This window comes from Bradyrhizobium sp. cir1 (assembly GCF_014198245.1).
In the GTDB taxonomy this organism is placed as follows: Bacteria; Pseudomonadota; Alphaproteobacteria; order Rhizobiales; family Xanthobacteraceae; genus Bradyrhizobium.
On sequence record NZ_JACIHE010000031.1, the window covers coordinates 42,945 to 68,178 of the forward strand.

The 25,234-nt window shown below is 65.0% G+C and carries 26 protein-coding genes; 10 read left to right on the plus strand and 16 right to left on the minus strand.

Annotated elements, in window-relative coordinates:
* Positions 1 to 10: 10 nt before the first annotated feature.
* From GGD63_RS35530 to GGD63_RS35545, 4 genes are all read right to left on the minus strand, one after another.
* Positions 11 to 1,123 carry an ABC transporter permease gene (locus tag GGD63_RS35530; RefSeq protein WP_183249279.1) on the minus strand — a complete coding sequence of 371 codons (1,113 nt, stop codon included), beginning with the start codon at positions 1,121 to 1,123 and terminating at the stop codon, positions 11 to 13.
* Between the two features lie 2 nt (positions 1,124 to 1,125).
* Positions 1,126 to 3,894 carry a ribosome-associated ATPase/putative transporter RbbA gene (gene rbbA / locus GGD63_RS35535; RefSeq protein ID WP_183249281.1) on the minus strand — a complete coding sequence of 923 codons (2,769 nt, stop codon included), beginning with the start codon at positions 3,892 to 3,894 and terminating at the stop codon, positions 1,126 to 1,128.
* On the minus strand, positions 3,891 to 4,958 hold the full coding sequence (locus GGD63_RS35540) for an HlyD family secretion protein (protein ID WP_183249282.1): 1,068 nt from the start codon (positions 4,956 to 4,958) through the stop codon (positions 3,891 to 3,893). The genes rbbA and GGD63_RS35540 overlap by 4 nt, the downstream gene beginning before the upstream one ends.
* Before the next feature lie 242 nt (positions 4,959 to 5,200).
* Positions 5,201 to 6,406, minus strand: coding sequence for an ABC transporter substrate-binding protein (locus GGD63_RS35545; RefSeq protein WP_183249284.1), 1,206 nt, complete (start codon positions 6,404 to 6,406; stop codon positions 5,201 to 5,203).
* Positions 6,407 to 6,614: 208 nt separating this feature from the next.
* Between GGD63_RS35545 and GGD63_RS35550 the strand changes: the two genes are divergently transcribed.
* Complete coding sequence (locus GGD63_RS35550) at positions 6,615 to 8,228, plus strand: acyl-CoA synthetase (protein WP_183249286.1); 1,614 nt, start codon at positions 6,615 to 6,617, stop codon at positions 8,226 to 8,228.
* 71 nt (positions 8,229 to 8,299) lie between these two features.
* On the opposite strand, the gene GGD63_RS35555 is transcribed toward GGD63_RS35550, so the two are convergent.
* Positions 8,300 to 9,499, minus strand: coding sequence for an MFS transporter (locus GGD63_RS35555; protein ID WP_183249288.1), 1,200 nt, complete (start codon positions 9,497 to 9,499; stop codon positions 8,300 to 8,302).
* Here GGD63_RS35555 and GGD63_RS35560 point away from each other — a divergent pair.
* The 4 genes from GGD63_RS35560 to GGD63_RS35575 all read left to right on the plus strand — a co-directional run bounded on the left by GGD63_RS35560 (position 9,441) and on the right by GGD63_RS35575 (position 12,622).
* Complete coding sequence (locus GGD63_RS35560) at positions 9,441 to 9,602, plus strand: hypothetical protein (protein WP_183249341.1); 162 nt, start codon at positions 9,441 to 9,443, stop codon at positions 9,600 to 9,602. The genes GGD63_RS35555 and GGD63_RS35560 overlap by 59 nt on opposite strands.
* A gap of 77 nt (positions 9,603 to 9,679) precedes the next feature.
* Entirely contained in the window at positions 9,680 to 10,483 is an 804-nt protein-coding gene (locus tag GGD63_RS35565; protein WP_183249290.1) for an MBL fold metallo-hydrolase, read from the plus strand.
* A gap of 162 nt (positions 10,484 to 10,645) precedes the next feature.
* The gene (locus GGD63_RS35570; RefSeq protein WP_183249292.1) at positions 10,646 to 11,659 is read left to right on the plus strand and encodes an alpha/beta fold hydrolase; all 1,014 of its coding nucleotides are present in this window, start codon (positions 10,646 to 10,648) and stop codon (positions 11,657 to 11,659) included.
* 15 nt (positions 11,660 to 11,674) lie between these two features.
* Positions 11,675 to 12,622: a fatty acid desaturase gene (locus GGD63_RS35575; RefSeq protein WP_183249294.1), complete on the plus strand. Its 948-nt coding sequence runs from the start codon at positions 11,675 to 11,677 to the stop codon at positions 12,620 to 12,622.
* A gap of 56 nt (positions 12,623 to 12,678) precedes the next feature.
* On the opposite strand, the gene GGD63_RS35580 is transcribed toward GGD63_RS35575, so the two are convergent.
* On the minus strand, positions 12,679 to 12,921 hold the full coding sequence (locus tag GGD63_RS35580; protein WP_080135214.1) for a hypothetical protein: 243 nt from the start codon (positions 12,919 to 12,921) through the stop codon (positions 12,679 to 12,681).
* Positions 12,922 to 13,058: 137 nt separating this feature from the next.
* Positions 13,059 to 14,039, minus strand: a complete 981-nt coding sequence (locus GGD63_RS35585) for a YafY family protein (protein WP_183249296.1) — start codon at positions 14,037 to 14,039, stop codon at positions 13,059 to 13,061.
* Positions 14,040 to 14,125: 86 nt separating this feature from the next.
* Here GGD63_RS35585 and GGD63_RS35590 point away from each other — a divergent pair, with 86 nt between their 5' ends.
* Positions 14,126 to 14,770 (plus strand): glutathione S-transferase family protein, encoded by a 645-nt coding sequence (locus GGD63_RS35590; RefSeq protein WP_183249297.1) that lies wholly within the window; start codon positions 14,126 to 14,128, stop codon positions 14,768 to 14,770.
* Between the two features lie 189 nt (positions 14,771 to 14,959).
* Here GGD63_RS35590 and GGD63_RS35595 read toward each other — a convergent pair whose 3' ends face one another.
* From GGD63_RS35595 to GGD63_RS35610, 4 genes are all read right to left on the minus strand, one after another.
* The gene (locus GGD63_RS35595) at positions 14,960 to 15,745 is read right to left on the minus strand and encodes an enoyl-CoA hydratase/isomerase family protein (protein WP_183249299.1); all 786 of its coding nucleotides are present in this window, start codon (positions 15,743 to 15,745) and stop codon (positions 14,960 to 14,962) included.
* Between the two features lie 12 nt (positions 15,746 to 15,757).
* Complete coding sequence (locus GGD63_RS35600) at positions 15,758 to 16,864, minus strand: cyclic nucleotide-gated ion channel (protein WP_183249301.1); 1,107 nt, start codon at positions 16,862 to 16,864, stop codon at positions 15,758 to 15,760.
* Between the two features lie 157 nt (positions 16,865 to 17,021).
* On the minus strand, positions 17,022 to 17,240 hold the full coding sequence (locus GGD63_RS35605; RefSeq protein WP_183249303.1) for a hypothetical protein: 219 nt from the start codon (positions 17,238 to 17,240) through the stop codon (positions 17,022 to 17,024).
* 300 nt (positions 17,241 to 17,540) lie between these two features.
* Positions 17,541 to 18,986, minus strand: a complete 1,446-nt coding sequence (locus GGD63_RS35610; RefSeq protein ID WP_183249305.1) for a TAXI family TRAP transporter solute-binding subunit — start codon at positions 18,984 to 18,986, stop codon at positions 17,541 to 17,543.
* Between the two features lie 405 nt (positions 18,987 to 19,391).
* Here GGD63_RS35610 and GGD63_RS35615 point away from each other — a divergent pair, with 405 nt between their 5' ends.
* On the plus strand, positions 19,392 to 19,739 hold the full coding sequence (locus GGD63_RS35615) for a DUF3307 domain-containing protein (RefSeq protein WP_183249339.1): 348 nt from the start codon (positions 19,392 to 19,394) through the stop codon (positions 19,737 to 19,739).
* Positions 19,740 to 19,995: 256 nt separating this feature from the next.
* The gene (locus GGD63_RS35620; RefSeq protein WP_183249306.1) at positions 19,996 to 20,394 is read left to right on the plus strand and encodes a hypothetical protein; all 399 of its coding nucleotides are present in this window, start codon (positions 19,996 to 19,998) and stop codon (positions 20,392 to 20,394) included.
* Here the strand turns inward: GGD63_RS35620 and GGD63_RS35625 are convergent.
* A complete protein-coding gene (locus GGD63_RS35625; RefSeq protein ID WP_246785798.1) occupies positions 20,391 to 20,705 on the minus strand; it encodes a YkgJ family cysteine cluster protein in 315 nt (104 codons plus the stop codon). The two genes, GGD63_RS35620 and GGD63_RS35625, sit on opposite strands and share 4 nt — an antisense overlap.
* 5 nt (positions 20,706 to 20,710) lie before the next feature.
* On the minus strand, positions 20,711 to 21,409 hold the full coding sequence (locus GGD63_RS35630) for a YafY family protein (RefSeq protein WP_183249310.1): 699 nt from the start codon (positions 21,407 to 21,409) through the stop codon (positions 20,711 to 20,713).
* A 111-nt stretch (positions 21,410 to 21,520) separates the two neighbouring features.
* Between GGD63_RS35630 and GGD63_RS35635 the strand changes: the two genes are divergently transcribed.
* Both GGD63_RS35635 and GGD63_RS35640 read left to right on the plus strand, forming a co-directional pair.
* Complete coding sequence (locus tag GGD63_RS35635; protein ID WP_183249312.1) at positions 21,521 to 21,796, plus strand: hypothetical protein; 276 nt, start codon at positions 21,521 to 21,523, stop codon at positions 21,794 to 21,796.
* A gap of 38 nt (positions 21,797 to 21,834) precedes the next feature.
* Positions 21,835 to 22,563 carry a glutathione S-transferase family protein gene (locus tag GGD63_RS35640; RefSeq protein ID WP_183249314.1) on the plus strand — a complete coding sequence of 243 codons (729 nt, stop codon included), beginning with the start codon at positions 21,835 to 21,837 and terminating at the stop codon, positions 22,561 to 22,563.
* 77 nt (positions 22,564 to 22,640) lie between these two features.
* Here the strand turns inward: GGD63_RS35640 and GGD63_RS35645 are convergent, their stop codons facing one another.
* The 3 genes from GGD63_RS35645 to GGD63_RS35655 form a co-directional block, all read right to left on the minus strand.
* Complete coding sequence (locus GGD63_RS35645) at positions 22,641 to 23,792, minus strand: ABC transporter substrate-binding protein (RefSeq protein ID WP_183249316.1); 1,152 nt, start codon at positions 23,790 to 23,792, stop codon at positions 22,641 to 22,643.
* 78 nt (positions 23,793 to 23,870) lie between these two features.
* Positions 23,871 to 24,290 (minus strand): thioesterase family protein, encoded by a 420-nt coding sequence (locus tag GGD63_RS35650; RefSeq protein ID WP_183249318.1) that lies wholly within the window; start codon positions 24,288 to 24,290, stop codon positions 23,871 to 23,873.
* A 10-nt stretch (positions 24,291 to 24,300) separates the two neighbouring features.
* Complete coding sequence (locus GGD63_RS35655) at positions 24,301 to 25,062, minus strand: SDR family NAD(P)-dependent oxidoreductase (protein WP_183249320.1); 762 nt, start codon at positions 25,060 to 25,062, stop codon at positions 24,301 to 24,303.
* Positions 25,063 to 25,234 lie beyond the last annotated feature (172 nt).

Genomic DNA, 25,234 nt, shown 5'->3' on the forward strand with positions numbered 1-25,234 from the left:
TCATCGCGCTTTAGGCCAGAAAGGCGCGAAACCGGCGCAGCGCGATCGCAAAGAAGACGACGCCGATCAGCGTCAGCGCGAGCAGCTGCGGCCATACGGCCTCGAGGCCCGCGCCGCGGAACAGGATGGCCTGCGCCAGCATCACGAAATGCGTGTTGGGCGCGGCCAGCATGATGTCCTGGACGAATTGCGGCATGCTCTCGCGCGGCGTCATGCTGCCCGACAGGGTCTGCAGCGGCAGCAGGATCATGATCAGGAGCAGCCCGAACTGCGGCATCGAGCCGGCGACGGTGGCGAGGAAGATGCCCATGCTGGTGGTGGCGAACAGCTGCAGCGCCGCGCCGACGAGGAACAGCGCAACCGATCCGTCGATGGTCACCGCCAGCCATCCCTTGACCACGAACAGGATCGACAGGGCGGAGGCGATCAGCACCACCGCTCCCATCGACCAGACCTTGCTGACCATGATCTCCAGCGGCGTGACCGGCATCACCAGGAGGTGCTCGATCGTGCCGTGCTCGCGCTCGCGGATCAGGGCGGCGCCGGTCAGGATGATCGAGAGCATGGTGATCGAGGTGATGATGTGGTCGATGGCGCCGAACCATGATTTCTTCAGCTCGGGGTTGAAGCGCGCGCGCAGCGCCAGCTCGATCGGCGCTGCCTGCGCATCGCGCGTATGGGCCAGGAATTCGGCGACCTCCGCGCCGACGATCTGCTCGACATAGCCGCCGCCGTTGAAGGCCTGCGAGATCCGCGTCGCGTCGACGTTGAGCTGGATCGCCGGCGACTTCCGCGCCAGCAGGTCGCGCTGGAAGTCCGGCGGAATGTCGAGCGCGAAGGTGTCGAGGCCGGCATCCATCCTCCGGTCCATCTCGTATGGCGAGATCAGGCGCGGCTCGGAGAAATAGGGCGCCGTGAACGCCATCCCGATCCGGGTCGAGACCGGCGAATGATCCTCATCGACGATGGCGATCGCGGCGCGGTTCAGCGTCTCTGGAAGGGCCTTTGCCCCGGCATAGACCGCCAGCGTGAAGGAATAGACGATGAGCACGAGCAGCATCGGGTCGCGCACCAGACCGCGCAATTCCTTGATGCCGAGCTGCAGCACGTTGTCGAGGCGCATGGTCAGCGGGCCTGTTTCTTCAGCAGCATTGCGCCGGCCGTCACCAGCACCGGGACCATGATGGCGAGCGCCAGCAGATCATTGTGCAGGGTGTCGAACGCCAGGCCCTTGGAGAAGGTGCCGCGCGAGATCGTGACGAAATAGGTGGTGGGATAGAGCCGGCCGACCAGGGCGCCCAGTCCCTGCAGCGATGAGACCGGATCGATCAGCCCGGAATACTGGATGGCCGGGATCAGCGTGAGCAGCACCGTGCCGAACAGCGCCGCGATCTGGCTGTTCATGAAGGCCGAGATCACCAGCCCCATGCCGGTCGTAGCCGTGACGTAGAGCAGGGCGGCGAGCGCATAGGTCGCAAAACTTCCGGTGAAGGGCACGCCGAACACGACAAGCGCGAAGCCGACGAGGAGCAGGAAGTTTCCGAACGCGAGCACGACATAGGGCAGTTGCGTGCCGAGCAGGAATTCCAGCCGCGTCACCGGCGTCACGTAGAAATTGACGATCGAGCCGAGCTCCTTCTCGCGCACGACCGCGAGTGCGGCGAGCACCGCCGGGATCATGATCAGCAGCAGCGGGATGATGCCCGGCGCCATGGCGACGACGCTTCTGACATCGGGATTGTAGCGATAGCGCAGCTGAAGCTGGTAGGAGCCGGCGATCGCCGCCTCGCCATAGAGCTCGCGGCCTTTCTGCGCGAGCCAGGTCGCGTGGATGGCCTGGGCATAGGAGCGCAGCGTCTCGGCGCGGGTCGGGTTGGCGCCGTCGACCCAGGCGCCGATCTCGACATGGCGGCCGCGGCTGACGTCGCGGCCGAAGCCGGGCGGCAATTCGATGGCAAGGCCGATCTCGCCGGCGCGCATGCGGCGGTCGAGGTCGGCGTAATCGGTGATCGGGGGTTTTTCGGTGAAGTAGCGCGATCCCGCGATCTGGAGGCTGTAGTCGCGACTGATGGCGCTGTCGTCACGGTCGAGCACGGCGAAGGTCAGGTTCTCGACGTCCATGCTGATGCCGTAGCCGAGCACGAACAGCAGCAGCACGCTGCCGAGGATTGCCAGCGTGGCGCGGATCGGATCGCGCTGCAACTCGAGCGCCTCGCGCCGGGAGTAGGCGAGCATGCGGGTCAGATTGAATGTCGCGCTGCGCTTGCGCGGCGCCGCCGTCCCGGCTGGCGCAGGCGATGCGGCCGCCGGCGGAGCAGCTGCGTCCGCCGTATCGGCGATCGCCTCTTCGAGGCAGGCGATGAAGGCCTGCTCCAGCGTGGCGGTGCCGCGTGCGGCCACGATCGCGGCAGGCGTGTCCGAGGTCAGCACCTTGCCCGCATGCATCAGCGAGATCCGGTCGCAGCGCTCGGCCTCGTTCATGAAATGGGTCGAGACGAAAATGGTGACATTGTCCTTGCGCGAGAGCTCGGCGAGAATCTGCCAGAAGCGGTCGCGTGCGACAGGATCGACGCCGGAGGTCGGCTCGTCGAGGATGAGGATGTCGGGCGCATGGATCATCGCGACCGCCAGCGACAACCGCTGCCTGAGGCCGAGCGGCAGCGCATCGGGCAGGGCGTCAGTCACGTCCGCAAGATCGAACCGGGTAATCATCTCGTCGATGCGCGCGGCGATGGTCTCCAAAGGCAGCTCGAACAGCCGCGCATGGAGATCGAGATTTTGTGCGACCGTCAGCTCCGAATAGAGCGAGAAGCCCTGCGACATGTAGCCGATGCGGCGGCGTACGGACATGTCGCCGGCGTCGATCGCATTGCCGAACAGCCGCGCGTTGCCTCCGCTCACGGGCAGCAGACCCGTGAGCATCTTCATGGTCGTGGTCTTGCCGCAGCCGTTCGAGCCGAGGAAGCCGAAGATTTCGCCCTTCCTGATGCGGAAGCTCACGTCGTCGACGGCGACGAAGTCGTTGAAACGCCGGGTCAGATGGTCGGCCTCGATTGCGATCTCGTCATGGCCATTGCTACGCGGGGGAATGACGACGCTGGTGTGGTTGCTGCGATCCTCCTCCGGCAAGAGATGGATAAAGGCATCGTCAAGTGTATCGGCACCGGTCTGCTGCAGCAGCGCGGCGGGCGTTCCCGTCGCCAGCACCCGACCGGCATTCATCGCGACGAGAAAGTCGAACTGCGCGGCCTCCTCCATATAGGCGGTCGAGACGATCACGCTCATGCCGGGCCGGCTGCTCCGGATCGAGGCGATCAGCTCCCAGAACTGGCGCCGTGACAAGGGATCGACGCCGGTGGTCGGCTCATCCAGGATCAGGAGCTCGGGATCGTGGATCAGTGCGCAGCACAGGCCCACCTTCTGCTTCATGCCGCCGGAGAGTTTTGCGGCGGGCCGGTCGGCAAAGGGGGTGAGCCCGGTGTCGCGCAGCAAGCCCGCGATGCGCCTGCGTCGTTCCGCCTTGTCGTGTCCGAACAAGCGGCCGAAGAAGTCGATGTTCTCGAACACCGAGAGCGTCGGATACAGATTCTTGCCGAGCCCTTGCGGCATATAGGCGATGTCGGGGCAGACGTTGCGGCGATGGCGTGTGCTCGCCATGTCGCCGCCGAGCACATGGATGCGTCCCTCCTGGATCGCGCGCGCGCCGGCGATCAGGGCGAGCAGGCTTGACTTGCCGACGCCGTCGGGACCGATCAACCCGATCATGCAGCCGGACGGGAGGTCGAGCGTCACGGCGTCCAGTGCGCGGGTCTTGCCGTAGCTCAGGCCCACGCCTTCGAGATGCACCACGATGCCGGGCGCGGGCGGTGCATCGGCTGCGGCTGCCGCGCTCATCGGGTCAGCTTGATCTTGAGATTGTCCGGCCATTGTGCGGCCGGATCGAGCTGCACATAGGCCATGCCGGGCAGGCCGGTCTTCACCTGCTCGATGTGCTGGCGCAGGAGGTCCGGCGCGATATGCGCCTTGATCCGGAACATCAGCTTCTGACGTTCCTCCTCGGTCTCGACGGTCTTGGGCGTGAATTGCGCGACGTCGGCGACGAAGGTGGCCTTGGCCGGAATCACATATTGCGGGATGGCGTCGAGCACGAGACGAACCTCGGTGCCGATCGCGACACGGCCGGCATCCGCCGTCGGCAGGAAGAACGTCATGTAGACGTCGCCGAGATCGACCATGTTGAGGACGCGGCCGCCGGCCGCGAGCACCTCGCCCGGCTGCGACACCCGATACTGCACGCGGCCATCGCGCGGCGCCTTCAGCACGCTGTCGTTGAGGTCGGCGTTGATGCTTTCGATCGCGGCCTTGGCGGCGTCGACCGAGGCGCCGGCATCGATCACCATGGCACGTGAGGAACTGATCGCGGCTTCCGAGGCCGCAACCTGGGCCTGGGCCGCGGCCAGCGCCGCCTTCGCCGTGGCATTGGCCGAGCGGTCGTCGTCCAGCACCTGCTGCGACACCGCATTCGTCCTGATCAACTGCTCGGAACGATCGAGCTTGCGGCTCGTGGTGTCGAGCTGGGCGACGCGCTGGTCGACCACGGCCTCCGCAGCCTTGCGCTCGGCCTCGCGCTGGTTCACCAGGCTCTTCGCGGTCTCGACATTGATCGTGGCGCGCTGGAGCTGCGCTTCGGCCTGGCGACGCTGCGCCTGCAATTGCTCGGTGTCCATGCGCGCCAGAACCTGGTCCGCCCGCACGAAATCACCTTCGTTGACGAGAATCTCGCGAATCCGGCCCGGCGTCTTGGTGGCGATGTCGATCTCGACCGCCTCGATGCGGCCGTTGCCGCGGGAGAAGCCCGCGGGCAGCGTGTTGGAATTGCGGTGCTGCCAGTAGTAATAGCCGCCGCCTGCAAGGACGATGGCGATCGCGGCGACGACGCGCCCCAGTGTGAAGTTCATCTGTGCACAAACGCCGAGCGGCGGCGCCCACATGTTGAGACAAGAGTGCCCAGCCGCCATTTGCGCGAACGAGCAGCCACAACATTGCAGCGATTTTTGCATCGCAACTTGATGCAGATCAGACGGCGGTGTGCCTGTCTCTATTTTGGGCAGTTGGTCGCGATGGCCCGTCCGCCCTGTTCGATCAGGCGGACGGCAAGCCTTGTTGAGCGGTTCGTCGTCGATTCACGGATTATCCGTGCTCACTTCAGCAGCGGGCAGCCGCCGTCCTTCAGCGGCCGGAAGGCCTGGTCGGCAGGGACCTCGGCAAGCAATTTGTAGTAATCCCACGGACCCTTCGATTCCTCGGGCTTCTTCACCTGGAACAGAAACATGCTGTGCACCATGCGGCCGTCCTCGCGGAGCGTGCCGTTGTCGGTGAAGGCGTCCTTTACCGGAAGCTCGCGCATCTTGGCCATCACCGTCTTGGTGTCCTTGGTGCCGGCGGCCTGCACGGCCTTGAGGTAATGCAGCGTCGCGCTGTAGGTCGCGGCCTGGTTCATGGTCGGCATGCGCTTGACGCGCTCCATGAAGCGCTTGCCGAAGGCACGGGTCTTGTCGTTGAGGTCCCAGTAGTAGGCCTCGGTGATGATCAGTCCCTGCGCGAGCTTCAGTCCCAGGCTGTGCACGTCGGAGATGAACATCACGATCGCGGCCAGGTTCTGGCCGCCGGCGCCGATGCCGAACTCGCCGGCCTGCTTGATGGCGTTGATGGTGTCGCCGCCGCCATTGGCGAGCCCGATGATCTTGGCCTTGGAGGCCTGGGCCTGCAGCAGGAAGGACGAGAAGTCCGCCGTGTTGAGCGGATGCTTGACGCTGCCGACCACCTTGCCGCCGGCGGCCTTCACGACGTCGCCGGTGTCGCGCTCGACCGAATGGCCGAACACGTAATCGGCGGTGAGAAAGAACCAGGTGTCGCCGCCGTTCTTGACGATGGCGCTGCCCACCGTGTGTGCGTTGGCATAGGTGTCGTAGGTCCAGTGCGCCGTATAGGGCGAGCACGACTTGCCGGTGATGTCGGAGCTCGCCGCATCCGTCACGATCATGATCTTCTCGTACTGCTTCGACAGCTCCATCACCGCGAGCGCAGTGGCCGAGGTCGGCAGGTCGATGATCATGTCGACGCCTTCGGTCTCCCACCATTTGCGGGCGATGGTCGAGGCGACGTCGGGCTTGTTGAGCACGTCGGCCGAGACCATGTCGATCGGCTTGCCGAACATCTGCCCGCCGAAATCCTCGATGGCCATCTTGGTGGCCTCGACATTCCCCATGCCGCCGATGTCGGAATAGACCGAGGAGAAGTCGGAGAGCACGCCGATCTTGAGCGGGGTCTGCTGGGCGGACAATGGGTTGACGAAAAACGCAGATAGCAGCCCGGCCGCAAAGGCGGCGCGCGCGATCCGATGCATGATTTTCCTCGATATTATTGTTGGTGCACCAGCGCAAATTCGCCGCGGCGAGGGGGCAATTCTTGCGTCATGACGCCGGCGCGCAGGCAATTTGACGTGGCCGGCAGCGCCGACTACCCTTCGTGTAAATTCGAGCGCGTAAATGCAAAGCCCTCGCCAATGTCGAGGCCGAGCGTCGCGCGAATTGCAAATCTTGGGGGAAATGGAAATGTCGAGCGACACCGCAGCCACCATCTCGAAAGCGCGCGAGCATTCCATCGGCGATCTCCTGCGCCGGTCGGCGGGCCGCGAGCCGAACAAGCTTGCGGTGAGCTGCGGCAGCGTGAGCTGGACCTTTGCCGAGATGGATGCGATCTGCAATCGGCTCGGCCGCGGTCTGCTCGGTCTCGGCGTCAGGAAGGGCGACCGCCTCGCGGTGCTCTCGCGCAACTCACACGCCTTCGCGGCGCTGCGTTTCGCGGTGGCGCGGATCGGCGCGGTGCTGGTGCCGATCAACTTCATGCTCAATCCGGACGAGATCAACTTCATCCTGAAGAGCTCCGGCGCAAAGCTGCTCGCGACCGGGCCTGATTTCGTCGAGCCGGCGAAGGCCGCAAGCGCGAAGGATTGCGCGGTGGAGAAGATGATCTGGTTGCCGGGCGAGGATCCAGCGACTGCGCCCGCGGGCCTCACCACCTTCGACGATCTTCTTCATCCCGACGGCTCGTTCCTGGAGGCGTCGGTGGACAGCCGCGATCTCGCGCAGATCGTCTACACCAGCGGCACGGAGTCGCTGCCCAAGGGCGCGATGCTGACCCATGAAGCCGTGATGTGGCAGTATGTCAGCTGCGTCATCGACGGCGGCATGAGTGCGGAGGACAAGTTCCTGCATGCGCTGCCGCTCTATCACTGTGCCCAGCTCGATGTGTTCCTCGGGCCGCAAATCTATCTCGGCGCCTCCGGCGTGATTACGGGCAAGCCGACAGCCGACAACATCTTGGCGCTGATCCAGGCGCACAGGATCACGTCCTTCTTCGCGCCGCCGACGATCTGGATCGCGATGCTGCGCTCGCCGAACTTCGACAAGACCGATCTGTCGACGCTGCAGAAGGGCTATTACGGCGCCTCGATCATGCCGGTGGAGGTCCTGCTCGAGCTCCAGCGCCGCCTTCCCAACGTCAAGTTCTGGAATTTCTACGGCCAGACCGAGATCGCGCCGCTGGCGACCGTGCTGCGTCCCGAGGATCAGCTGCGCAAGGCCGGCTCGGCCGGCAAGCCGGTGCTCAATGTCGAGACGCGCGTGGTCAATACTTCGATGGAAGACGTCAAGGTCGGCGAGGTCGGCGAGATCGTGCATCGCTCGCCGCATCTGCTCTCCGGCTATTACAACGATCCGGTGAAGACCGCGGCGGCGTTCAGCGGCGGCTGGTTTCACTCCGGCGATCTCGCCACCGTCGATGACGAGGGCCACATCACCGTGGTCGACCGCGTCAAGGACATGATCAAGACCGGCGGGGAGAATGTCGCGAGCCGCGAGGTCGAGGAGATGGTGTACCGCATACCCGCCGTCTCCGAGGTCGCCGTGGTCGGCCTGCCCGATCCGCGCTGGATCGAGGCGGTCACCGCCATCGTCGTGGTCAAGACCGGGGAAGAGCTCGACGAAGAAACCGTCATCAAGCATTGCGCCGGCCATATGGCCCATTTCAAGGTGCCCAAGCGCGTGATCTTCGTGGATGCCCTGCCGAAGAATCCGAGCGGCAAGCTGCTCAAGCGCGAGCTGCGCCAGCGCTTCGTCGGCGGAGAGACGCTCGACAAGGCGGTCCAGAAGAGCTTTGGGACGTGAGCAGCAGTCTTCGCCAGCCGCTGGTCAGCTCGGAGTAACAGGGCTTCTCCGTCTTCTCGGAGATGCTCCCTTCAATACTTCTTCACGGCTGCTCCGAAGGCCAGCCACAGCGCCGTCGACGCAAGGCCAAAGCCGCCGAGCAGCAGGAAGGTCGGGCCGTAGCCGATCCATTGCGCGATCCAGCCGCCGAGCGCGGGACTGAGGCTGGCGCCGACACCCTGCACCGTGATCACGGCACCCTGGCCGAGATTGATGCGGCCGGTGCCGTTGAGCGAGCGCGCGATCATGCCGGGGACGGCGACCGTTTGTAGTCCGGTGCCGATGCCGTCGAGCACCTGCATCGGCACGACGCCCCACCATCCCGTGACGAAGAAGGCGAGCACACCGCGGACGGGTAAGAATATGAAGGAGACGAGGATCACCGGCCAGTAGTTGCGCTTGCCTGCGACCTGCATCGCGATGAGCGAGGTCACGATCATCACGCCTTGCGCGATCACGACGGTGGTCGCGACGAAGCTCGGTCCGTTGGCCTGTCCCTCGGCCACGGCCGCAAGTCCATAGAGCGGCACGATCGCGGCATTGCCGAGATGGAACAGGGCCAGCGCCAGTGCCAGCACCAGAAGCGGCTTGTGCTTGAGCAGGACGGACATGCCGTCCGGCGGAGCCTTGCTGTCGTCCTCCCTACTGCCGCGTGCGGCGCGATCATCGATCGATTTCGCCGGGATCATCATCACACAGGCGATCGCGATGGCGCCGAACACCGCCGCCAGCACGAACACGGCGACATAGCCGAACTTGTAGCCGAGATAGCCCGACAACGCCGCGCCGACCATGTTGCCGGCGTGGTTGAAGGCCTGATTGCGGCCGTTCAGCGCGTTGAAGCCTTTCTGTCTGGCAATGCCGAGCGTGATCCCGGTGACCGCCGGCACGATGGCGGCGCTCGCGAGCGATTGGGCGATTTGGGAGAAAGTGACGGCCCAGAAATTTTGCGAGATCAGGATGATCGCGGATGCCGCGACCACGCAGATGCCGGGAATGACGACCCACATGCGCTTGTTGCGGCTCGCATCGATGAAGCCGCCAATCGGCGTCGTGATCAGCATGCCGGCGATATTGCCGATCGTCATGGCGGTGCCGATCAGCCCGCTCGCCCAGCCGCGCTCCTGCAGGAATACGCCAACGAAGGGGCCGATGCCGGACTGCATGTCGGCCATGAAGAAATTGACTGCAAACAGCGGCCAGGTGCGGGTTGTTGAGGGGCGCGATGTCATCGAGACGCTGAAAATGTTCCTGCCGTCGAGTAAGTCTCGTGCAAAGCTGATCGTGATGACCGGCCAATTGCGCCGGCATGGACCAGAACGTAACCTGCGCTGACAGCGTTGGTTCCTCGCCACTTGCGTCGGCGGGACGCTGTCGCGTCACGCCATTCCGGCCTCTTTCGGATCATGACCATGCCCTTCTGGACCTGCGAAACCTGCGGCGCGCAATTTTCGGACAGCGGACGCCCGCCCGCGTCCTGTCCGATCTGCGAGGACGAACGGCAATTCGTGAACTGGAAGGGACAGACCTTTCTGACGCGCGAGGCGCTGGCGGAACGTCACCGCGTGGTTTGGCGCGACGATCTGAGCCTCACCGGTCTTGGGCTCGAGCCGAGCTTCGCCATCGGCCAGCGCGCGCTGCTGGTGCCGCTCAGCGAGGGATGCATGATGTGGGACTGCGTGCCGCTGGCGACGCCGGAGGCGATTGCGCATGTGCGTTCGCTCGGCGGGCTGAAAGCGATCGCGATCTCGCACCCGCATTATTATGGCGCGCTCGCCGACTGGAGCGAGGCGTTCGACGGTGTGCCGGTCTATCTGCACGCGGACGACCGTCAATGGGTGACGCGTCCGCATCCATCGATCGTGCACTGGACCGGCGATCAGCACCGCATCTCCGACGATGTGCTGCTGCTGCGCACCGGCGGCCATTTCGCCGGCGCCACCGTGCTGCACTGGGCACGCGGCGCGGACGGCGGGGGCGCGCTGCTCACCGGGGACATCGCGCAGGTGACGATGGACCGCCGCTTCGTCAGCTTCATGTACTCCTATCCGAACTACATGCCGCTCAACGCAGCCGCGGTGCGGCGGATCGCTGGCGCCGTCGAGCCGCTCGCCTTCGACCGCATCTATGGCGCCTGGTGGGGACGCAACATCGCCAGCGGCGCCAAGGCCGCCTTCGCGGCATCGGTGGCGCGATATATCGCGGCCATCGCCTGAGAGCCGGCGCTCCGATCGGATTTATCTTGCCGACCCATAATAAATGTACTAAACGTACAGTTATTGAGATGGCGCAACGGCGCGTCTGCAACCCGGCATGATCGATGCATCGCCGTTGCTGCGGCGCGTTGTGGGGCCGCGTGAGCGAGGGGCGGACGCGTAATGGCTGAGCGCGACTACGAGATCTTCGAGGCCGGCGACGTCGCGCTCCAGTCGGGCGCCGTCTTCTCAGGGCTCAAGCTCGCCTACAAGACCTACGGCACGCTGAGCCCGGCCAGGGACAACGTCATCCTCTATCCGACCTCGTTCAGCGCGCAGCATGTCGACAGCGAATGGCTGATCGGGTCCGATGGCGTGCTCGACTCCTCGCGCTATTTCATCATCATCCCGAACCTGTTCGGCAACGGCCTGTCGTCCTCGCCGTCGAACTCCGCCGCGCCGTTTCCGATAGTCACCTATCACGACGCGATCGCCGTCCAGCATCGCCTTCTCGCCGAGCGCTTCGGTATCACAAAGCTCGCGCTGGTCTATGGCTGGTCGATGGGCGGCATGCAGGCCTATCACTGGGCGGCGCTGCACCCTGAAATGGTCGAGCGCGCCGCCGTCGTCTGCGGCAGCGCGCGTTGCGCGCCCTACAATCATGTCTTCCTGGAAAGCGTCAAGGCGGCGCTGACTGCCGATCCCGCTTTCCGGGACGGCCGCTTTGTCGAAAAGCCTGTCGCCGGCTATCGCGCCATGGGGCGCGTCTATGCCGGCTGGGCGATGTCGCACGGCTTCTATCGCGACGAGCTCTGGCGCGAGGCCGGCTTCACCTCGCTGGAAGATTATCTCGTCCGTGGATGGGACGCGACCTTCGCGCGGCGCGATGCCAACGATCTGCTGGCGCAGATCGGCATCTGGCAGCGCGGCGACATCAGTCGCTGCGCCGCTTTCAGCGGCGATCTCGATCGCGCGCTTGCCGCGATCACGGCGCAGATGCTGCTGATTCCGGGTGCGACCGATCGCTATTTCGATGTCCGCGACAATGAGGACGAGCTCGGCAAGCTGGTCAATGCAAAGTCAGCCGTGCTGCATCCGATCCCGTCGCTGCACGGCCATCGCGCCGGCAATCCCGTCAACAACCCGCGCGACCAGGCCTTCATCAAGGCCGAGATCGCAGCGCTCCTCGCCAAGTAGCACAGGCATTCGATCATGACCGACGCGACCATTTCAGAGCCCGGCCATCGCCTGAAGCCGCTGAGCCCGGCGATGCTGCGCGAATTGTCGGTGCGCTCCAATCTCAGGGGCGCTGCGCAGAGCCTCGGTCATTACGGAATGATCGCGCTGGTCGGCACTCTGATCTGGATGGCGACCTCGTGCTACGGGGTGCTCTGGGCGCTGCCGCTGATGGCGGTGCAGGGCTATGTCGTCGCCTTCCTGTTCATGGCGGTGCATGAGACCGCGCACAAGACCGCGTTCAGAAGCCGCGGCCTCAATCTCGCGGTCGGCTATCTCTCGGCCTTCATCATCGGATTGCCGTACGAATATTACTGCCTGTTCCACTGGGACCATCACCGCTACACCCAGGATCCGGAGAAGGATCCCGAACTGATCGTCGGCAGGAAGCCGGCCTCCGACACCCAGCTCGCGATCGCCTATAGCGGCCTGCTCCAGGTCGCCGGCCGTCTGCGGCTGATGCTCGGCCATGCCGTCACCGGCAAGGTCGTCGTACCCTGGATTCCCGAGAACAAGCGCGCCACCATCGTGGCCGAGGCGCGTGCCTATGTCGCACTCTATGCCCTGCTGATTGCGCTCTCGCTGTGGTTCTCCTCAGCGCTGCTGCTCTGGGTCTGGATCGTGCCGCTCGTGATCGGGCAGTTCTTCCTGCGGCCCTATCTCTATGCCGAGCACACCGGCTGCGACCGCACCCGCAGCGCCTTCCAGAACACCCGCACCACCTATACCGGTACCATCGTCAAATGGTTCGCTTGGAACATGCCCTACCATGTCGAGCATCACGCCTATCCCTCGATTCCCTTTCACGCCCTGCCGAAGCTGAACGAGATCGTCGACGGCGAGATCGTTTATCGCGGGCGCGGCTACATTCAAACGACGCGCGAGACCTGGGCCTGGTTTCGCCGGCAGCGGCAGGGTAGCTAGCCAAACGCAAAACTCCGGCCGCGATGCGACCGGAGCTTTGTCGTGAGGGCGAGATATCAGTAGATCCCGTAGGCGCAGACATTCACGACGCGGACGCGCAGGCCGTGACGGGTCTGGACGACGCGCTCCTGGTAGCAGTTGCTGACGCCGGTGTTGACGTAGATGCCGCCATAACCCCAGCCCGGGCCCCAGCCATGACCCCAGTGATGGAAGCCGTGAGCCGAAGCGGCGGTGGGCGCGAGAGCGGCAGCGCCGAGCGAGCCGGCGGCGATCAGACCAAGAGCAAGCTTACGAAACATCTTCATTCTCCAGTGTGGCGCGAGGCCGTTGTTGTGTCCCTGCATCTCCGTCGGCTCGAAGCGAGAATGCGTTCACGGCGTGGCCCGAGAATCGTGTTTCAGGATTGTTTCGTCGGCGGCGGCGAGGTGCGCCGCGGTCAGGCTTTTCGCGCCGCGTCATAGCGCGCGGCCATGGCACGGGTCATCTCGGCCATTTTCTCGCGGAGATCGGCCGGCTCCAGCACTTCGGCCTCGGGACCGAGCCGCAGCAATTCGGCTGCGGCGTGCCACGACGTCTTGCCGGTCGGCACCCGCGCGATGCGCCAGCCGTCCGCGTCGGCGAGGTCTTCGATCTCGGTCCGCGCCTTGACGTAAGGCTGGCTCAACGCATCCAGCAGCTTGACGCCGAACGGCGACAGCCGGACGACCGCGACATTGGGATGCATCTCCGCTTCGAGGCGAAGTGTCGCAGCCTGCCAATAGGCGGCGAGATCGAAATCGGCAGGACGATCGAAGCCGTCGTCGAGCGCGGTGCAGTCGAGCACGCGCGCGACGCGATAGGTCCGCACGCTGCCGTCGACTTGCCCGGCGAGATACCAGCTGCCGCCCTTCAGCACGAGGCCGAGCGGGGCGACGCGGCGCTGCTTCTCCGCGCGCCAGCTCCGGTAGCGGATCTTGATCAGCATTCCGCGCAGCACCGCACCGGCGATGATGCGCAGATGCTCTGGCTCTTCCGCCTCGCCGAACCAGCCCGGTGCGTCCAGGTGAAAACGTTCCTGCATCCGCCCGGCATCCTCGCGCAAATTGGCGGGAAGCGCGGCCATCAGCTTGTTCTGCGCGGCGATCATTGCTGCATCCAACCCGAGCGCTGCCGCCGGTCCCGGCAGTCCCGCCAGGAACAGAGCTTCCGCCTCGTTCTGCGACAGGCCGTTCAGCCGGACGCGATAGCCGTCGAGCAGGCGATAGCCGCCCTCCGCACCGCGGTCGGCATAAACAGGAACGCCGGAGGCCGCGAGCGCGTCGATGTCGCGATAGATCGTGCGTACCGACACCTCGCAGGCTTCCGCGAGCTCGGGCGCGGTGACCTGTCCCCTGGCCTGGAGGGTGGTGAGGATCGACAGCATCCGGCTCGCGCGCATGATCCCTTAAACCATACCTGACACAGGATGTCAGGTATGGGCCGCTACAAGATGCACCTCGCCAGACGGCACCGAGGAGACCCGCCATGACCGATTCCCACCGCATCACGCTGTATTATTCGCCCCAGACGCGCGCCACGGGCACGCGGGTGCTGCTGGAAGAACTGGGGGCGCCCTACGATCTCCATGTCCTCAACATGAAGGCCGGCGAGCAGCGCGAGCCCGCCTATCTCGCCGTCAATCCGCTCGGCAAGGTGCCGGCGGTCCGCCACGGCGAGGCGCTGGTGACCGAGCAGGTCGCCATCACCATCTATCTCGCCGACCTCTTTCCGCAGGCCGGGCTGACGCCCGCGCTGAACGATCCGCTGCGCGGCCCCTATCTGCGCTGGATCGCTTATTACGGCGCCTCGTTCGAGCCGGCTCTGATCGACAAGTTCATGCAGCGCGCGCCGGCCCCGATCACGCAATCGCCCTATGCCGATTACGACACCATGTTAGGGGCGCTGGAGGCGCAATTGTCGAAGGGGCCGTATCTGCTCGGCGAGCGCATGACGGCTGCGGACGTATTGTGGGGCGTCGCCTTCAGCTGGACCATCATGTTCGGTATCGTGCCGAAGAAGGACGTGTTCGTCCGCTATGCCGAACGCATGACGGCGCGGCCGGCGTTCCAGCGGATCAATGCGGCTGATGAGGAGATGGCCGCGCAGCATGCCAAGGCGGCTGGGGCCTGAGCGAGCGCCTCAATCTCCGCGGTCGTCCCGGGCAAGCGTAAGCGCAGACCCGGGACCCATAACCAGAGAATTTGGTTTGGCGAAGACCCGGAGTTATCGGCCTCGCGCCGCAACTTCTCCCTGTGGTTATGGGTCCCGGATCGGCGCGCGCTTAGGGCGCGCTTGTCCGGGACGACAGCGAGAGAAATTTCAAAACCTCGGTGCCCGCTTCTCCGCGAACGCCTTGATGCCTTCCTTGATCTCGTCGCCGCGCATGCTGTCGCGGTGGCGCTGGTCGGCGGCTTGTTCGTCGAGCTCGCCGCGGGCGAATTCGTTGATCGCGCGCTTCATGCCGCGCATTGCCTGCGGCGCGTTGCCGGCGAGGATATTGGCGAGCTTGTCGACCTCCTCGTCGAGCGTCTCCTCGAGCACCATGGCGGTGAGATAACCGATGCGCAGCATCTCCGGGGCGCTGATCTTCTGCGCAGTCAGGAACAGCTTCTTCGCATTGTCGACGCCGAGCCGCGTCACGTAGCGCTTGATGCCGCTCGGGTAATAGTGCAGTCCGAGCCGCGCTGCCGGCATGAACATCTCGGCGGTGTCGACGCCGATGCGGAAATCGCAGGCGAGCGCGAGGTCGGTGGAGCCGCCATAGACGCCGCCGTTGAGCCGGCAGATCGTCGGTACGCCCAGATCCTCCAGCCGGTTGACGACCACTTCGAACGCCGAGCCCGCGCTCTGCTGCTCGTTCGCACTCACCGCGCGCTCGGCGACCGAGTTGAGGTCATAGCCTGCGGAGAAGGCGCGGCCGGTGCCGGTCAGCACCAGCACGCGGATGTCACGATCGGCCTCGATCCGGTCGAACAGTTTGACCAGCTCGCCGAGGTCCTCGGCCTGGAGCCGGTTGAGATGCTTGGGCCGATTGAGGCGGATGGTGGCGCGCAGGCCGGTGATTTCGAGCACGGGGCTGGATGCCGCGTCGGTGATATCCGACATTCTTGTCTCCTTTTATTTGTTTTCGAGCGCGCGGCGTTTTGCCTCGGCATCGATGGTCTCGGCGAGATCGGGATGCCGCGCCATCAGCACGCGGAAGTCGACGAGGTCGAGCACCAGAAGCCGCGACACCTTCGTGGTCGAGACGTTGGCGCCGCGCAAATTGTTGCCGAGCAGCGCCATCTCGCCGAAGAAGGCGCCCTCGCCGAGCTGCACCTTCTTGCCGGGCAGGTCGACCTCGACCTCGCCGGCGGCGATGAAATACATGCAGTCGCCCTGCGCGCCCTTGCGGATGATCAGGGTGCGCGCCGGCAGCTCCATGGTCCGCAGCATGTGGGTGACGTCGGCGATGGCGGCAGGTCCGAGCGCTGCGAAGAACGGCACCTTGCTGACGGATTCCCAGGTCTTGAGGAAATTGTCGCGCCGCGTCTCCGCGGCAAAGCCGGTCGCCAAAATACCGGTCCAGAGGCCGAACACGCCGAGGCCGGAGATCATCACCAGCGCTGCCACGATGCGACCCAGCGGGGTGACCGGCACGACATCGCCGTAGCCCGTCGTGGTGAGGGTTACGACGGCCCACCATAGCGCGTTCGGGACGCTGCCGAACGTCTGCGGCTGCACGTCCCGCTCCAGGAAATATTCGGCGACGGAGGCGAGGAAGACCACCGTCAGGAAGATCACGAGCACGCTGACCAGCGGCCCCGATTCCAGCACCAGCACGCGACGGAGCTGGCGCAGACCGGGAATGCCCGGCACGACCTTCAGCACCCAGAGCACGCTGAGCAGCCAGGCGGTTTTCGGCTCGACGCCGAGAATCAGCGCAACAGGCACAGCCAGCGCCCCGATCGCGTCGACGATGCCGGCGGAGGAGGACATGTAGAGCGCAAGGCGCCCCGTTCGCGCCATGTGGCGCAGCCGGACCAGCCATTCGAACACGAAGTAGGCGAGACAGGCCCAGAGCAGGCCGCTCACCCAGCCGCTCGCCTCATTGGCTCGGTTGTCCGTCAGCAGCACCATGCTGAGTACGCCGACGCCGACGGCCACATAGGCCGCCTTGGTCATGTTGCGGCCGGCTGTGGCGGCCACGAACTGGGCCAGAGCGGTGATCAGCGGCTTGGACATGCGGGAAGGCGACTCGGTCCTGGTTCTTGCAGGCCCGAATGGGACCCGCGGCGCGCCAAAGTGCCTGCCCGGGCCGGGGCCGTCAACGACGGGCGCGGGCTGCAGCGTCGTCGAATCGGCAGACAAAGGCGGGGCGGGGCGGCGGCCGGCCGAGCCGTTACCTGAAACGCGGCGGCTCGTCGTAGCCGCGGCGGCTGCTGAAGAACAGCAGGACCATCAGGCCGATGCCGACGATGACGGAGAATCCGGCCCCCAGGGCGAGGGCCACATAGCCTTCCGTCGGGATCGGCTCGCCTCCGACCGCCATCGCGGAATAGGCGAAATAACCCGCCGCTGCCAGCATTCCCAGGAGGAAGCTCATCAGGAGTATACGCATGGCGCGTTTCTCCGATTGTATCTGGTAACCAACGGTTGCGGATGGGGACGGTTCCAGCGGGCGGGTCGTTGATCGGGCGGGACAAACGCCCGCCGCGCTTCAGTCTCGTGCCCCGGACGCAGCGCAGCACCACAAGCGCGTTTACGCGCGTCTTCGACGCGCTATGGTGATGCGCTGCAGAGCCGGGGCCATGCCGCAGCGCGTGGTGCGGTCTCCTGGGTCCCGGCTGAGCGCTGCAATGCCTTCGGCATTGCGGCTTGTCCGGGACACGAGAAGTGGCGGGTTGCCCGGCCCGTGCGATCAAGCGCTCTGCGCGGTCTTCACCACCACGACATTGGTCTCGTCGTGCGGGGGCGCGGCGGCGTCGCGGGCGGCCTTCTCGGCTTCGCCGGCGTGGCGCTTGAGATAGTCGCGACGCATGCCGATCTCGTCGCGGACGAATTCATAGCCGAGCTTGAAGGTGTCGAGCCCGTCGGTACTGATCGTACCGTCTCTGAGCCCGACGACGGCGCCACGCAAGATGCCTTCCAGCTCGTCCTGGAGACATTCGAGCTGGTCCAGCGAATGGGCGTGCTCGATGCGCTCGCCGATGTCGAGGATGGCGGTGGAGAGCTCGCTGGCCTTCTCCGGCGCGATCCTCGTGATCTTGGCGTAGATCGCGGCGAAGATCGTGCCGATGACGCTGAGCGCGGCGGCGCCCAGATACATCATGTCGCTGTACTTATCCATGAACGACTTGGTGTCGTCGTTGATGTAGTCGGCCGCGCCCTGATGCGCCATCACGAAGGCGTCCTTCTCGACGGAAGCCGGCTCAATCCTGCTGGCGAAGCCGCTGTCGAGCCCGAGGGCGGACTTGTTCTCGTAGATGGTGCGCGCCAGCTCGCCCGCCGTGGTCACCGACATCCGGGATTGCGTGACCAGCAGCCATTCGAGCCCGATCGTCTCGAGATCGTCGTCGGGAATTTCAGGCGAGGCCGACAGCATGCCGGCCGTCAGCGTCTCCTCGGAAATGCCGGGGAATTTGCGCGCAAGCGCCTTGACCTCGTCGATCGCGTTGAGCGTGAAGCCGCCGCGTTTGGCGACCTGCTCATAGGTCTTGTCCCGCACCGCTTTCGAGGCGTGGACGATGGCGATCACCGCACCGAAGCCGTTTGCCGGCGCCAACAGCTTGTCGAGCGTTGCGCCCTGCGGCGCCATCTGGACCTTCGCGGCATCAGCCCCCTCGGGAATGTCGAGAATGCCGCGGACGAAGGCGAGCGAGGGGTCGTTCTCGGCGAGGACGGCGACCTTCTTCTTCTTCAACTCGGCGAGCGACTTGATCTTCTTGTTGCCGGGGCCGATCAGGAGCACGAGGTCGTGCTCGAGGATCGCGAGCGTGCGCGCCCGCAGCGGCACCTTGGCGTCGGTGCGCAGCACGGCGAGGTCGGCCTGCCTGCGGTCGAACTGCGCCAGCGCCTTGGCGTTGTCGCCGTTATTGACGATCTTGATCCGGAAGCGCGAGGCGTTGTTCTTCAACACCGTGGCGAGCTTGGCGGCGAACAGCGCCTCGTCGCTGTTGGGGGCGCCGACGGCAAAGGTCAGCGTCTCCGAATTGTGCAGCATGGCGCGGCCGCCCCAGACGGTGGCAAGCGACAGCAGCAGGGTCAGCACGACGTAGAGCAACACCTGCTGCTGATTGGTCTTGATCACCTTGGGGCGCCGCGGCGGCGCTTCGGTCGGTGACGAATGGGGGCCTTCAGTACTCATGGCAGCACTCTTGGCCTTATTCTTCGGTGGCAGGCGGCTCGCTCGTGTGATCACTGCGGACGCCCTGTAATTCGTAAACGCCTGAAAAAAGAACGATATTCTCTGCCGTCGATGATAGCGCGAAGGTCGCGGAGTGCAAATTTCGCGCCGAAGGTAACCTTACTCAACGCGGGCGCGGCCATTGGCCATCCTATCACCAGTTAGCCACAGTTTGCGATTTTCCGGTTCCCCCCGGCTGCATTCCGCCGCGGGAGATGTCATAAATTGCCCGTCCCGGCGATTTGGCCGGTCCAAGAAGAAGTTGCGCTGAACGCTCCAATCTTTCTTGTCACGTCAATGAGGGCGCCAGCTTTGTCGTTTCCATCGATGTCATCGGCGGTTCCGGTCGAAGCGCTCATTGGCTGGATGCTGCTGCTCACTTTCAAGCACATCATCGCCGATTTCGTCCTTCAGACCGCCTGGATGGCGCATGGCAAGGACCAGAAGCACGGCTGGGCGCTGCCGCTGCTGGTGCATTGCCTGGTTCACCTTGCGGTCGCGCTGCCGCTGATCGTGATCGTCGCGCCGAAATTCTGGTTCGTGGCCTTCATCGACTTCGTGATCCACATCACGATCGACCGCGCCAAGGGATATGTCTCCGCCAATTTCGGGGTCGACCTTTCGCATCCCTGGTTCTGGACCCTGATCGGCGTCGACCAGGCACTGCACCACCTGACCGGCTTCGGCCTTTCCATCTTCATGGCGGCGAACTGACTGCTCACCCGTCATTCCGGGGCTCGCGAAGCGAGGACCCGGAATCCCGAGATTCTCTGGTGCGCAATCGCGCACCAGAGTTCGGTCCTCCGGACCGCCCCGGAATGACGGACGAGGCAGAGGGCGCTCTGGAATAGCTGCCGGGCCGCTCTGATTCGCGGCCAAGGCGCCAGGACCCCGGGTGACTACCGGGCAGCGTGGTTAACCTTTCGTTAGAGAATTGCGCTGCATCTTCCGCACACGAGGGAGAACTGCAATGTTTTCAAGCCGCGACGCCTTTGAAAGCGATTTCTGCCCGGTTCGCGACGAGCTCCTTGGCGAGATGTATCGCGCCAGCGAGAACGGCCTACCGAGGCTGGTTGAGAGTGTTTCCCCTGACGTGCGCGCCCGTCTGGCGCTGTTCTGCTATCGCCGCAGCCATCTGCACTCGCTGGCGGTCGCAATCGCAGCGAGCTGCAGCGAGCGCGACCTGATCGACAACGGCGGCCGTGTCGGCTCAACGCTCTACGCGCTGTCGCGTGCGAGGTCGGCCAAATCGTCGCCGTCGCTGTCGGGGGGCCGCAAGCCGATCACGCTGTCGACCAAGCCGCTCTCGGTGCTCGCGCCGCTCGATGACGAGATCGACGACGAGATCAGCGAAGCCGTCCCGGCCTAAGCAGACTGTATAACCGGCAGCCCGAACTTCCGCCGCGCCATCGCACATTCGGCGTCGCCAGGCATGCAGGTGCGGCAAACCTCCGGCCGCACGTCATAGATGCCGCAGGCCGTCATTTTTCCGATCTCTCCCTGCAGCGCCGCGCAACGGTCGCCCTCGCAGCGCATGCCGGACTGGCGGTCGTTGACCAGCGCTTCAGGAATCGCGGCAAGCTCCTCGTCGCTCTCGATCGAGAAGCGCGGCCAGTTCTGCGAATAGCCGCAGCAGGCGCCGCAGCTCTGGCAGCAGCTCGACAGGTCGATCTCTTGCATCGAGGTCACGTGTCCTTCGGCGGGCCCCAGACCAGGCTCTGCCGCCATCTCGCGCGGAGCACGTCGCGCCGCTCCGGATATCTTTCGTCGAGATAGGTTGCGTCCACCACGCGGTCGGTGCGGAAGCTGCGGAAATCGCTGCGCAGCTCGCACCAGGCCGCGAGCAGGCGCACGGCTTCGAGATAGCCGACCGAGATCGGCCAGATCATGCGCTCGCTGGCGCGGCCCTGCTCGTCGCGATAGCGCAGCATGATCTTCTTGCCCTCGTGGATCTGGGTGCGCGTGCGCACCATGTCGAGGCGATCAGGCTCCCTATTCCAGCTCGGCCGTGCGCGGCTCGCCGGTTCCAGCACGAAGGGGCGCAGGCGCTCGGGGACAGTGTCGGCGATCTTGGCCATCAGATCTTCGGCCGCGCGCGCCAGCGCCGAATCGGCATGGCCCGCGACCCATTGCGCGCCCAGCACCGCCGCCTCGATCTCGTCGGGCGTCAGCATCAAAGGCGGCAGGTCAAAACCCTTTTCCAGGATGTAGCCCATGCCGGCCTCGCCGCGGATCGGCACGCGCTGGCCGATCAGCGTCGCGATGTCGCGATAGATCGTGCGCTTCGAGGTCTCGAGCTCGGCCGCGATCGCGTCCGCCGTCAGCGGCTTACGCGTGCGCCGGAGCACCTGGATGATCTGAAACAGCCGGTCGGCACGTCTCATGACAATTCTCTTCTCGGGGACAATCAGAAAGCGGCGCGCGGCTGCTGACAGGATGTTGGCAGCAGGGGGGTTCTATACCGGGACAACACATCGACTGAAGAGGGTTTGTCCATGATCACTCCAATCCATCTCGGCCTGGCCGGTCCGCTGTGGCGGGCGCAGCTGTGGCACGGCCAAATGTTGCGGGCTTGGGCGTTTGGCCGCCTCGTTTCGCTCGATCTCATGGCCGTTGATCTCCGATTTGCACTCGCAAGCGTGGTGACACGCTCGCTGACCCAGGCCGCGGACGCACTGGTCCGCCACGTCATGAGCCGCGCCTGGCGGGGGGCCCGTTTCGCAGAACATATCACGGCTGCTGCCACCATGGTGGCAGCAGCCCGCAGCTAGGTTCCGTCAACTCTTTCGGTGGTTTCAGGAGAGCTTTCATGATCACGCTTTACGGCTTCGGCACCGGCTTCGGCCTGCCGGAAATCAGCCCCTTCGTCACCAAGACCGAGGTGCAGCTCAAGATGGCGGGGCTGCCCTACCGGAAGGAGCGCGCGATGCCGCCCGCCTCCCCAAAGGGGCAATTGCCGTTCATCGACGATGGCGGCGAGGCGGTGGCAGATTCCACCTTCATCCGCGCCCATATCGAGCGCCGCTACGGCTTCGATTTCGACGCCGGCCTCTCCTTGGCTGAGCGTGCGCAGGCCTGGGCGTTCGAGCGGATGATCGAGCATCATATCTATTGGGCGCTGGTCGGCGCGCGCTGGGTCGATCCGGTCAACTTTGCCAAGGGCCCTGCGCATTTCTTCGACGGTGCACCGGAGCACAACCGCGAGAAGCTGCGCGAGGATGCGCAGTTCCGCGTCGCCGAGAACTATCTGCTCTCCGGCCTCGGCCGCCACGCGCCCGACGACGACGTCGATCTCGCGGTACGTTCGCTGTTCGCGCTGTCGGTGCAGCTCGGCGACAAGGCCTATCTGATGGGCAACAAGCCCTGCGGCGTCGATGCGACAGCCTTCGGCGTGCTCGCGGGGATCCTGACGCCATTCTTCGAATCCGGGCTGCGGCAGCGGGCCGAGGGATTTCCGAACCTCACGGCGTATGTCGACCGCATGATGGACACGTATTATCCCGAGTTCGCCTGGACGCCGCTGCGGCAGGCAGCTTAGCGTTTATACGGATCGCAAATGCAAAGAGCCGGCCCATTGGGCCGGCTCTCGTCGTCTCAAAGAACGTTCGCCGCGCCTTACTTCACCAGCGTGTACTTGCCGTTCTTCACGGTGAGCAGGATGCGCGAGCGCTCGTCGAGGCCGTAGCGATCCTTTTCGGTGAAGTTGTAGACGCCCTGGCTCGCGGCCAGCTCCTTCTCGGACAACAGCGCCTGGCGGATCGCTTCGCGGAATTCCGGCGTGCCGGGTTTTGCGGTTTTCAGCGCGGTCGGGATGATGCGCTTGAGGATCTCGAACGCATCGTAGGAGTGACCGGCGAACTGGCTGCGGCTGTTCGGGCCGTACTTGGCTTCATAGGCCGAGTTGAGCGCGAGGCCCGGCTTCTTGGTGGCGGCCTCGTCCGGCTGGTCCTCGGGGTCCATGACGGGGCCGGAGGCCATCAGCACGTCTTCGGCCGCTTTGCCGGCGATGCGGATGAAGTCCATGCTGGCGGCGCCGTGGGTCTGGTAGATCAGGCCCTGATAGCCGCGCTCGCGCAGCTCGGTCTGCGGCAGCGCGGCCGCGGTGCCGGAGGCGCCGATCAGGATCGCGTCGGGATTGGCGGCGACGAGCTTCAGCACCTGACCGGTCACCGACGTATCGGGACGGGCGAAGCGCTCCTCGTCGACGATGGTCATGCCCATCGGCACGGCCTGGGCCTTCAAATCGTTGAACCAGAGGTCGCCATAGGAGTCGGAATAGCCGATATAGCCGAGGGTCTTGATGCCCTTCGACTTCATGTGGTCGTACAGCACCTTGCCGACGATTGGGATCGGCTGCGGCATCGCCACCGACCATTTCATGCGTTCCGGCGTGATCGGGAAGGGGGCCAGACCAAAATGCGGAATGCCGGCTTCGTTGGCGACGTTGGAGACCGCAATCGTCGGCGGTGTCAGCGCCGAGCCCATGATGATGTCGGCCTTGGATTCGGTCACGAAGCGGCGGGCGTTGGTGGTCGCCGTGGTGGGATCGCCGCCGTCGTCGAGCACGATCACCTTCAGCGGCACGCCGCCGATCTCCTTCGGCACGAATTCCAGCGCGTTGCGCTCGGGAATGCCGAGGGCCGCGCCCGGGCCGGTCGTGGTGGTGGTGATGCCGATGGTGATTTCGCTGGTCTGGGCCAGTGCGGGCAGCGCCGGCAGGGCAAGCGTCGCCGTGGTAATGGCAGCGGTCAGGTAAAAGCGTTTCATCTATTCCTCCCTTGACTTGTTTCCTTGAAAGCAGAAATCGGGGGGTAATTCAGCCCCCTCTGTTGGTGATGCGGCGATTTAGCTTCCCGTGAATTTGGCGACCATCTCCGGCGGAAACGGTGCCGATTTCAGCTTGTCGGGGTTGTCAGGATCGCGGCCGACCAGGACGCGGGTCTCGAAACCCTCGATCGCCAGCGCCTCGCCCTTGTAGACATTGTGCTTTACCTCGAAGCTCGAGCGCTTGATGCTCTCGATTTTCGTCTCGATGGTGATCCAGTCGCCATAGGTCGAGGGGATGTAGAACTTGGCCCGCGTGTCGACCATGGGGATGCCCACCAAGCCGTATTTGCGGACCAGGTCCTGCTTGGAGAAGCCCGCGACCTCGAACAGGGTCGAGGTCGAATCATCGAACATCGCGAAATAGCGCGGGTAGTAGACGATGTTGGCGGGGTCGCAATCACCCCACTGGATCTGGACCTCGCGCCGGTTCACGAACATCTCATGCGCCTTATTTCGGCGCCATGCGCAGCGAGCCGTCGAGGCGCACCACTTCGCCGTTCAGATAGGCGTTCTCGACCATGTGCAGCGCGAGCGCGGCGAACTCGTCGGCATGGCCGAGCCGGCGCGGGAAGGGGATGGCGGCGGCGAGCGAGTCCTGGGCCTCCTGCGGCAGGTTCGCAAGCAGCGGCGTCAGGAACAGGCCGGGCGCAATCGTCAGCACGCGGACGCCGAACTGCGCCAGCTCGCGCGCGATCGGCAGCGTCATGCCGACGATGCCGCCCTTGGAGGCCGAATAGGCGGACTGGCCGATCTGGCCGTCATAGGCGGCGACGGAGGCGGTGTTGATGATGACGCCGCGCTCGCCGGTCGCCTGCGGCTCCAGCTTGGACATCTCGGTCGCGGCGAGGCGCAGCATGTTGAAGGTGCCGATCAGATTGACCTTGATCACCTTGTCGAAATCGGCGAGCGCCATCGGGCCGTCGCGGCCGACGACACGTTTTGCAACGCCGATGCCGGCGCAATTGACCAGCACGCGCGCCGGGCCATGGGCTTTGGTGGCCTGCGCGATCGCGGCTTCAGCCGAGGCGGCGTCGGAGACGTCGCAGGTCACGGCGACGCCTTTGATCTCGGCGGCAACGGTTTCCGCAAGCTTGGCATTGAGGTCGCACACCGCGACCTTGGCGCCCTGCGCCGCCAGTTTTCGCGCAGTCGCCGCGCCCAGTCCCGATGCGCCGCCGGTGACGATGGCTGCCTGATCCTTCAATAACATGGCGTTCTCCTTCGATCGTTCTTAGGTGCGACCGGATCGGCCGGTCTGCTCCCTCTCCCCGTTCTTACGGGGAGAGGGTTGGGGTGAGGGGCTTGTTTCCGCGAATGCGGTGGCAGTGGGACTCGCGGAGACTCCCCCTCACCCGAATTTGCGCGCTGCGCCAAATTCGACC

Coding starts and splice junctions, on each gene's coding strand:
- GGD63_RS35530 (WP_183249279.1), bottom strand. CDS start 1,123: ATGCGCCTCGACAACGTGCTGCAGCTCGGCATCAAGGAATTGCGCGGT.
- rbbA (WP_183249281.1), bottom strand. CDS start 3,894: ATGAGCGCGGCAGCCGCAGCCGATGCACCGCCCGCGCCCGGCATCGTG.
- GGD63_RS35540 (WP_183249282.1), bottom strand. CDS start 4,958: ATGAACTTCACACTGGGGCGCGTCGTCGCCGCGATCGCCATCGTCCTT.
- GGD63_RS35545 (WP_183249284.1), bottom strand. CDS start 6,406: ATGCATCGGATCGCGCGCGCCGCCTTTGCGGCCGGGCTGCTATCTGCG.
- GGD63_RS35550 (WP_183249286.1), top strand. CDS start 6,615: ATGTCGAGCGACACCGCAGCCACCATCTCGAAAGCGCGCGAGCATTCC.
- GGD63_RS35560 (WP_183249341.1), top strand. CDS start 9,441: ATGAAGAAATTGACTGCAAACAGCGGCCAGGTGCGGGTTGTTGAGGGG.
- GGD63_RS35555 (WP_183249288.1), bottom strand. CDS start 9,499: ATGACATCGCGCCCCTCAACAACCCGCACCTGGCCGCTGTTTGCAGTC.
- GGD63_RS35565 (WP_183249290.1), top strand. CDS start 9,680: ATGCCCTTCTGGACCTGCGAAACCTGCGGCGCGCAATTTTCGGACAGC.
- GGD63_RS35570 (WP_183249292.1), top strand. CDS start 10,646: ATGGCTGAGCGCGACTACGAGATCTTCGAGGCCGGCGACGTCGCGCTC.
- GGD63_RS35575 (WP_183249294.1), top strand. CDS start 11,675: ATGACCGACGCGACCATTTCAGAGCCCGGCCATCGCCTGAAGCCGCTG.
- GGD63_RS35580 (WP_080135214.1), bottom strand. CDS start 12,921: ATGTTTCGTAAGCTTGCTCTTGGTCTGATCGCCGCCGGCTCGCTCGGC.
- GGD63_RS35585 (WP_183249296.1), bottom strand. CDS start 14,039: ATGCGCGCGAGCCGGATGCTGTCGATCCTCACCACCCTCCAGGCCAGG.
- GGD63_RS35590 (WP_183249297.1), top strand. CDS start 14,126: ATGACCGATTCCCACCGCATCACGCTGTATTATTCGCCCCAGACGCGC.
- GGD63_RS35595 (WP_183249299.1), bottom strand. CDS start 15,745: ATGTCGGATATCACCGACGCGGCATCCAGCCCCGTGCTCGAAATCACC.
- GGD63_RS35600 (WP_183249301.1), bottom strand. CDS start 16,864: ATGTCCAAGCCGCTGATCACCGCTCTGGCCCAGTTCGTGGCCGCCACA.
- GGD63_RS35605 (WP_183249303.1), bottom strand. CDS start 17,240: ATGCGTATACTCCTGATGAGCTTCCTCCTGGGAATGCTGGCAGCGGCG.
- GGD63_RS35610 (WP_183249305.1), bottom strand. CDS start 18,986: ATGAGTACTGAAGGCCCCCATTCGTCACCGACCGAAGCGCCGCCGCGG.
- GGD63_RS35615 (WP_183249339.1), top strand. CDS start 19,392: ATGCTGCTGCTCACTTTCAAGCACATCATCGCCGATTTCGTCCTTCAG.
- GGD63_RS35620 (WP_183249306.1), top strand. CDS start 19,996: ATGTTTTCAAGCCGCGACGCCTTTGAAAGCGATTTCTGCCCGGTTCGC.
- GGD63_RS35625 (WP_246785798.1), bottom strand. CDS start 20,705: ATGCAAGAGATCGACCTGTCGAGCTGCTGCCAGAGCTGCGGCGCCTGC.
- GGD63_RS35630 (WP_183249310.1), bottom strand. CDS start 21,409: ATGAGACGTGCCGACCGGCTGTTTCAGATCATCCAGGTGCTCCGGCGC.
- GGD63_RS35635 (WP_183249312.1), top strand. CDS start 21,521: ATGATCACTCCAATCCATCTCGGCCTGGCCGGTCCGCTGTGGCGGGCG.
- GGD63_RS35640 (WP_183249314.1), top strand. CDS start 21,835: ATGATCACGCTTTACGGCTTCGGCACCGGCTTCGGCCTGCCGGAAATC.
- GGD63_RS35645 (WP_183249316.1), bottom strand. CDS start 23,792: ATGAAACGCTTTTACCTGACCGCTGCCATTACCACGGCGACGCTTGCC.
- GGD63_RS35650 (WP_183249318.1), bottom strand. CDS start 24,290: ATGTTCGTGAACCGGCGCGAGGTCCAGATCCAGTGGGGTGATTGCGAC.
- GGD63_RS35655 (WP_183249320.1), bottom strand. CDS start 25,062: ATGTTATTGAAGGATCAGGCAGCCATCGTCACCGGCGGCGCATCGGGA.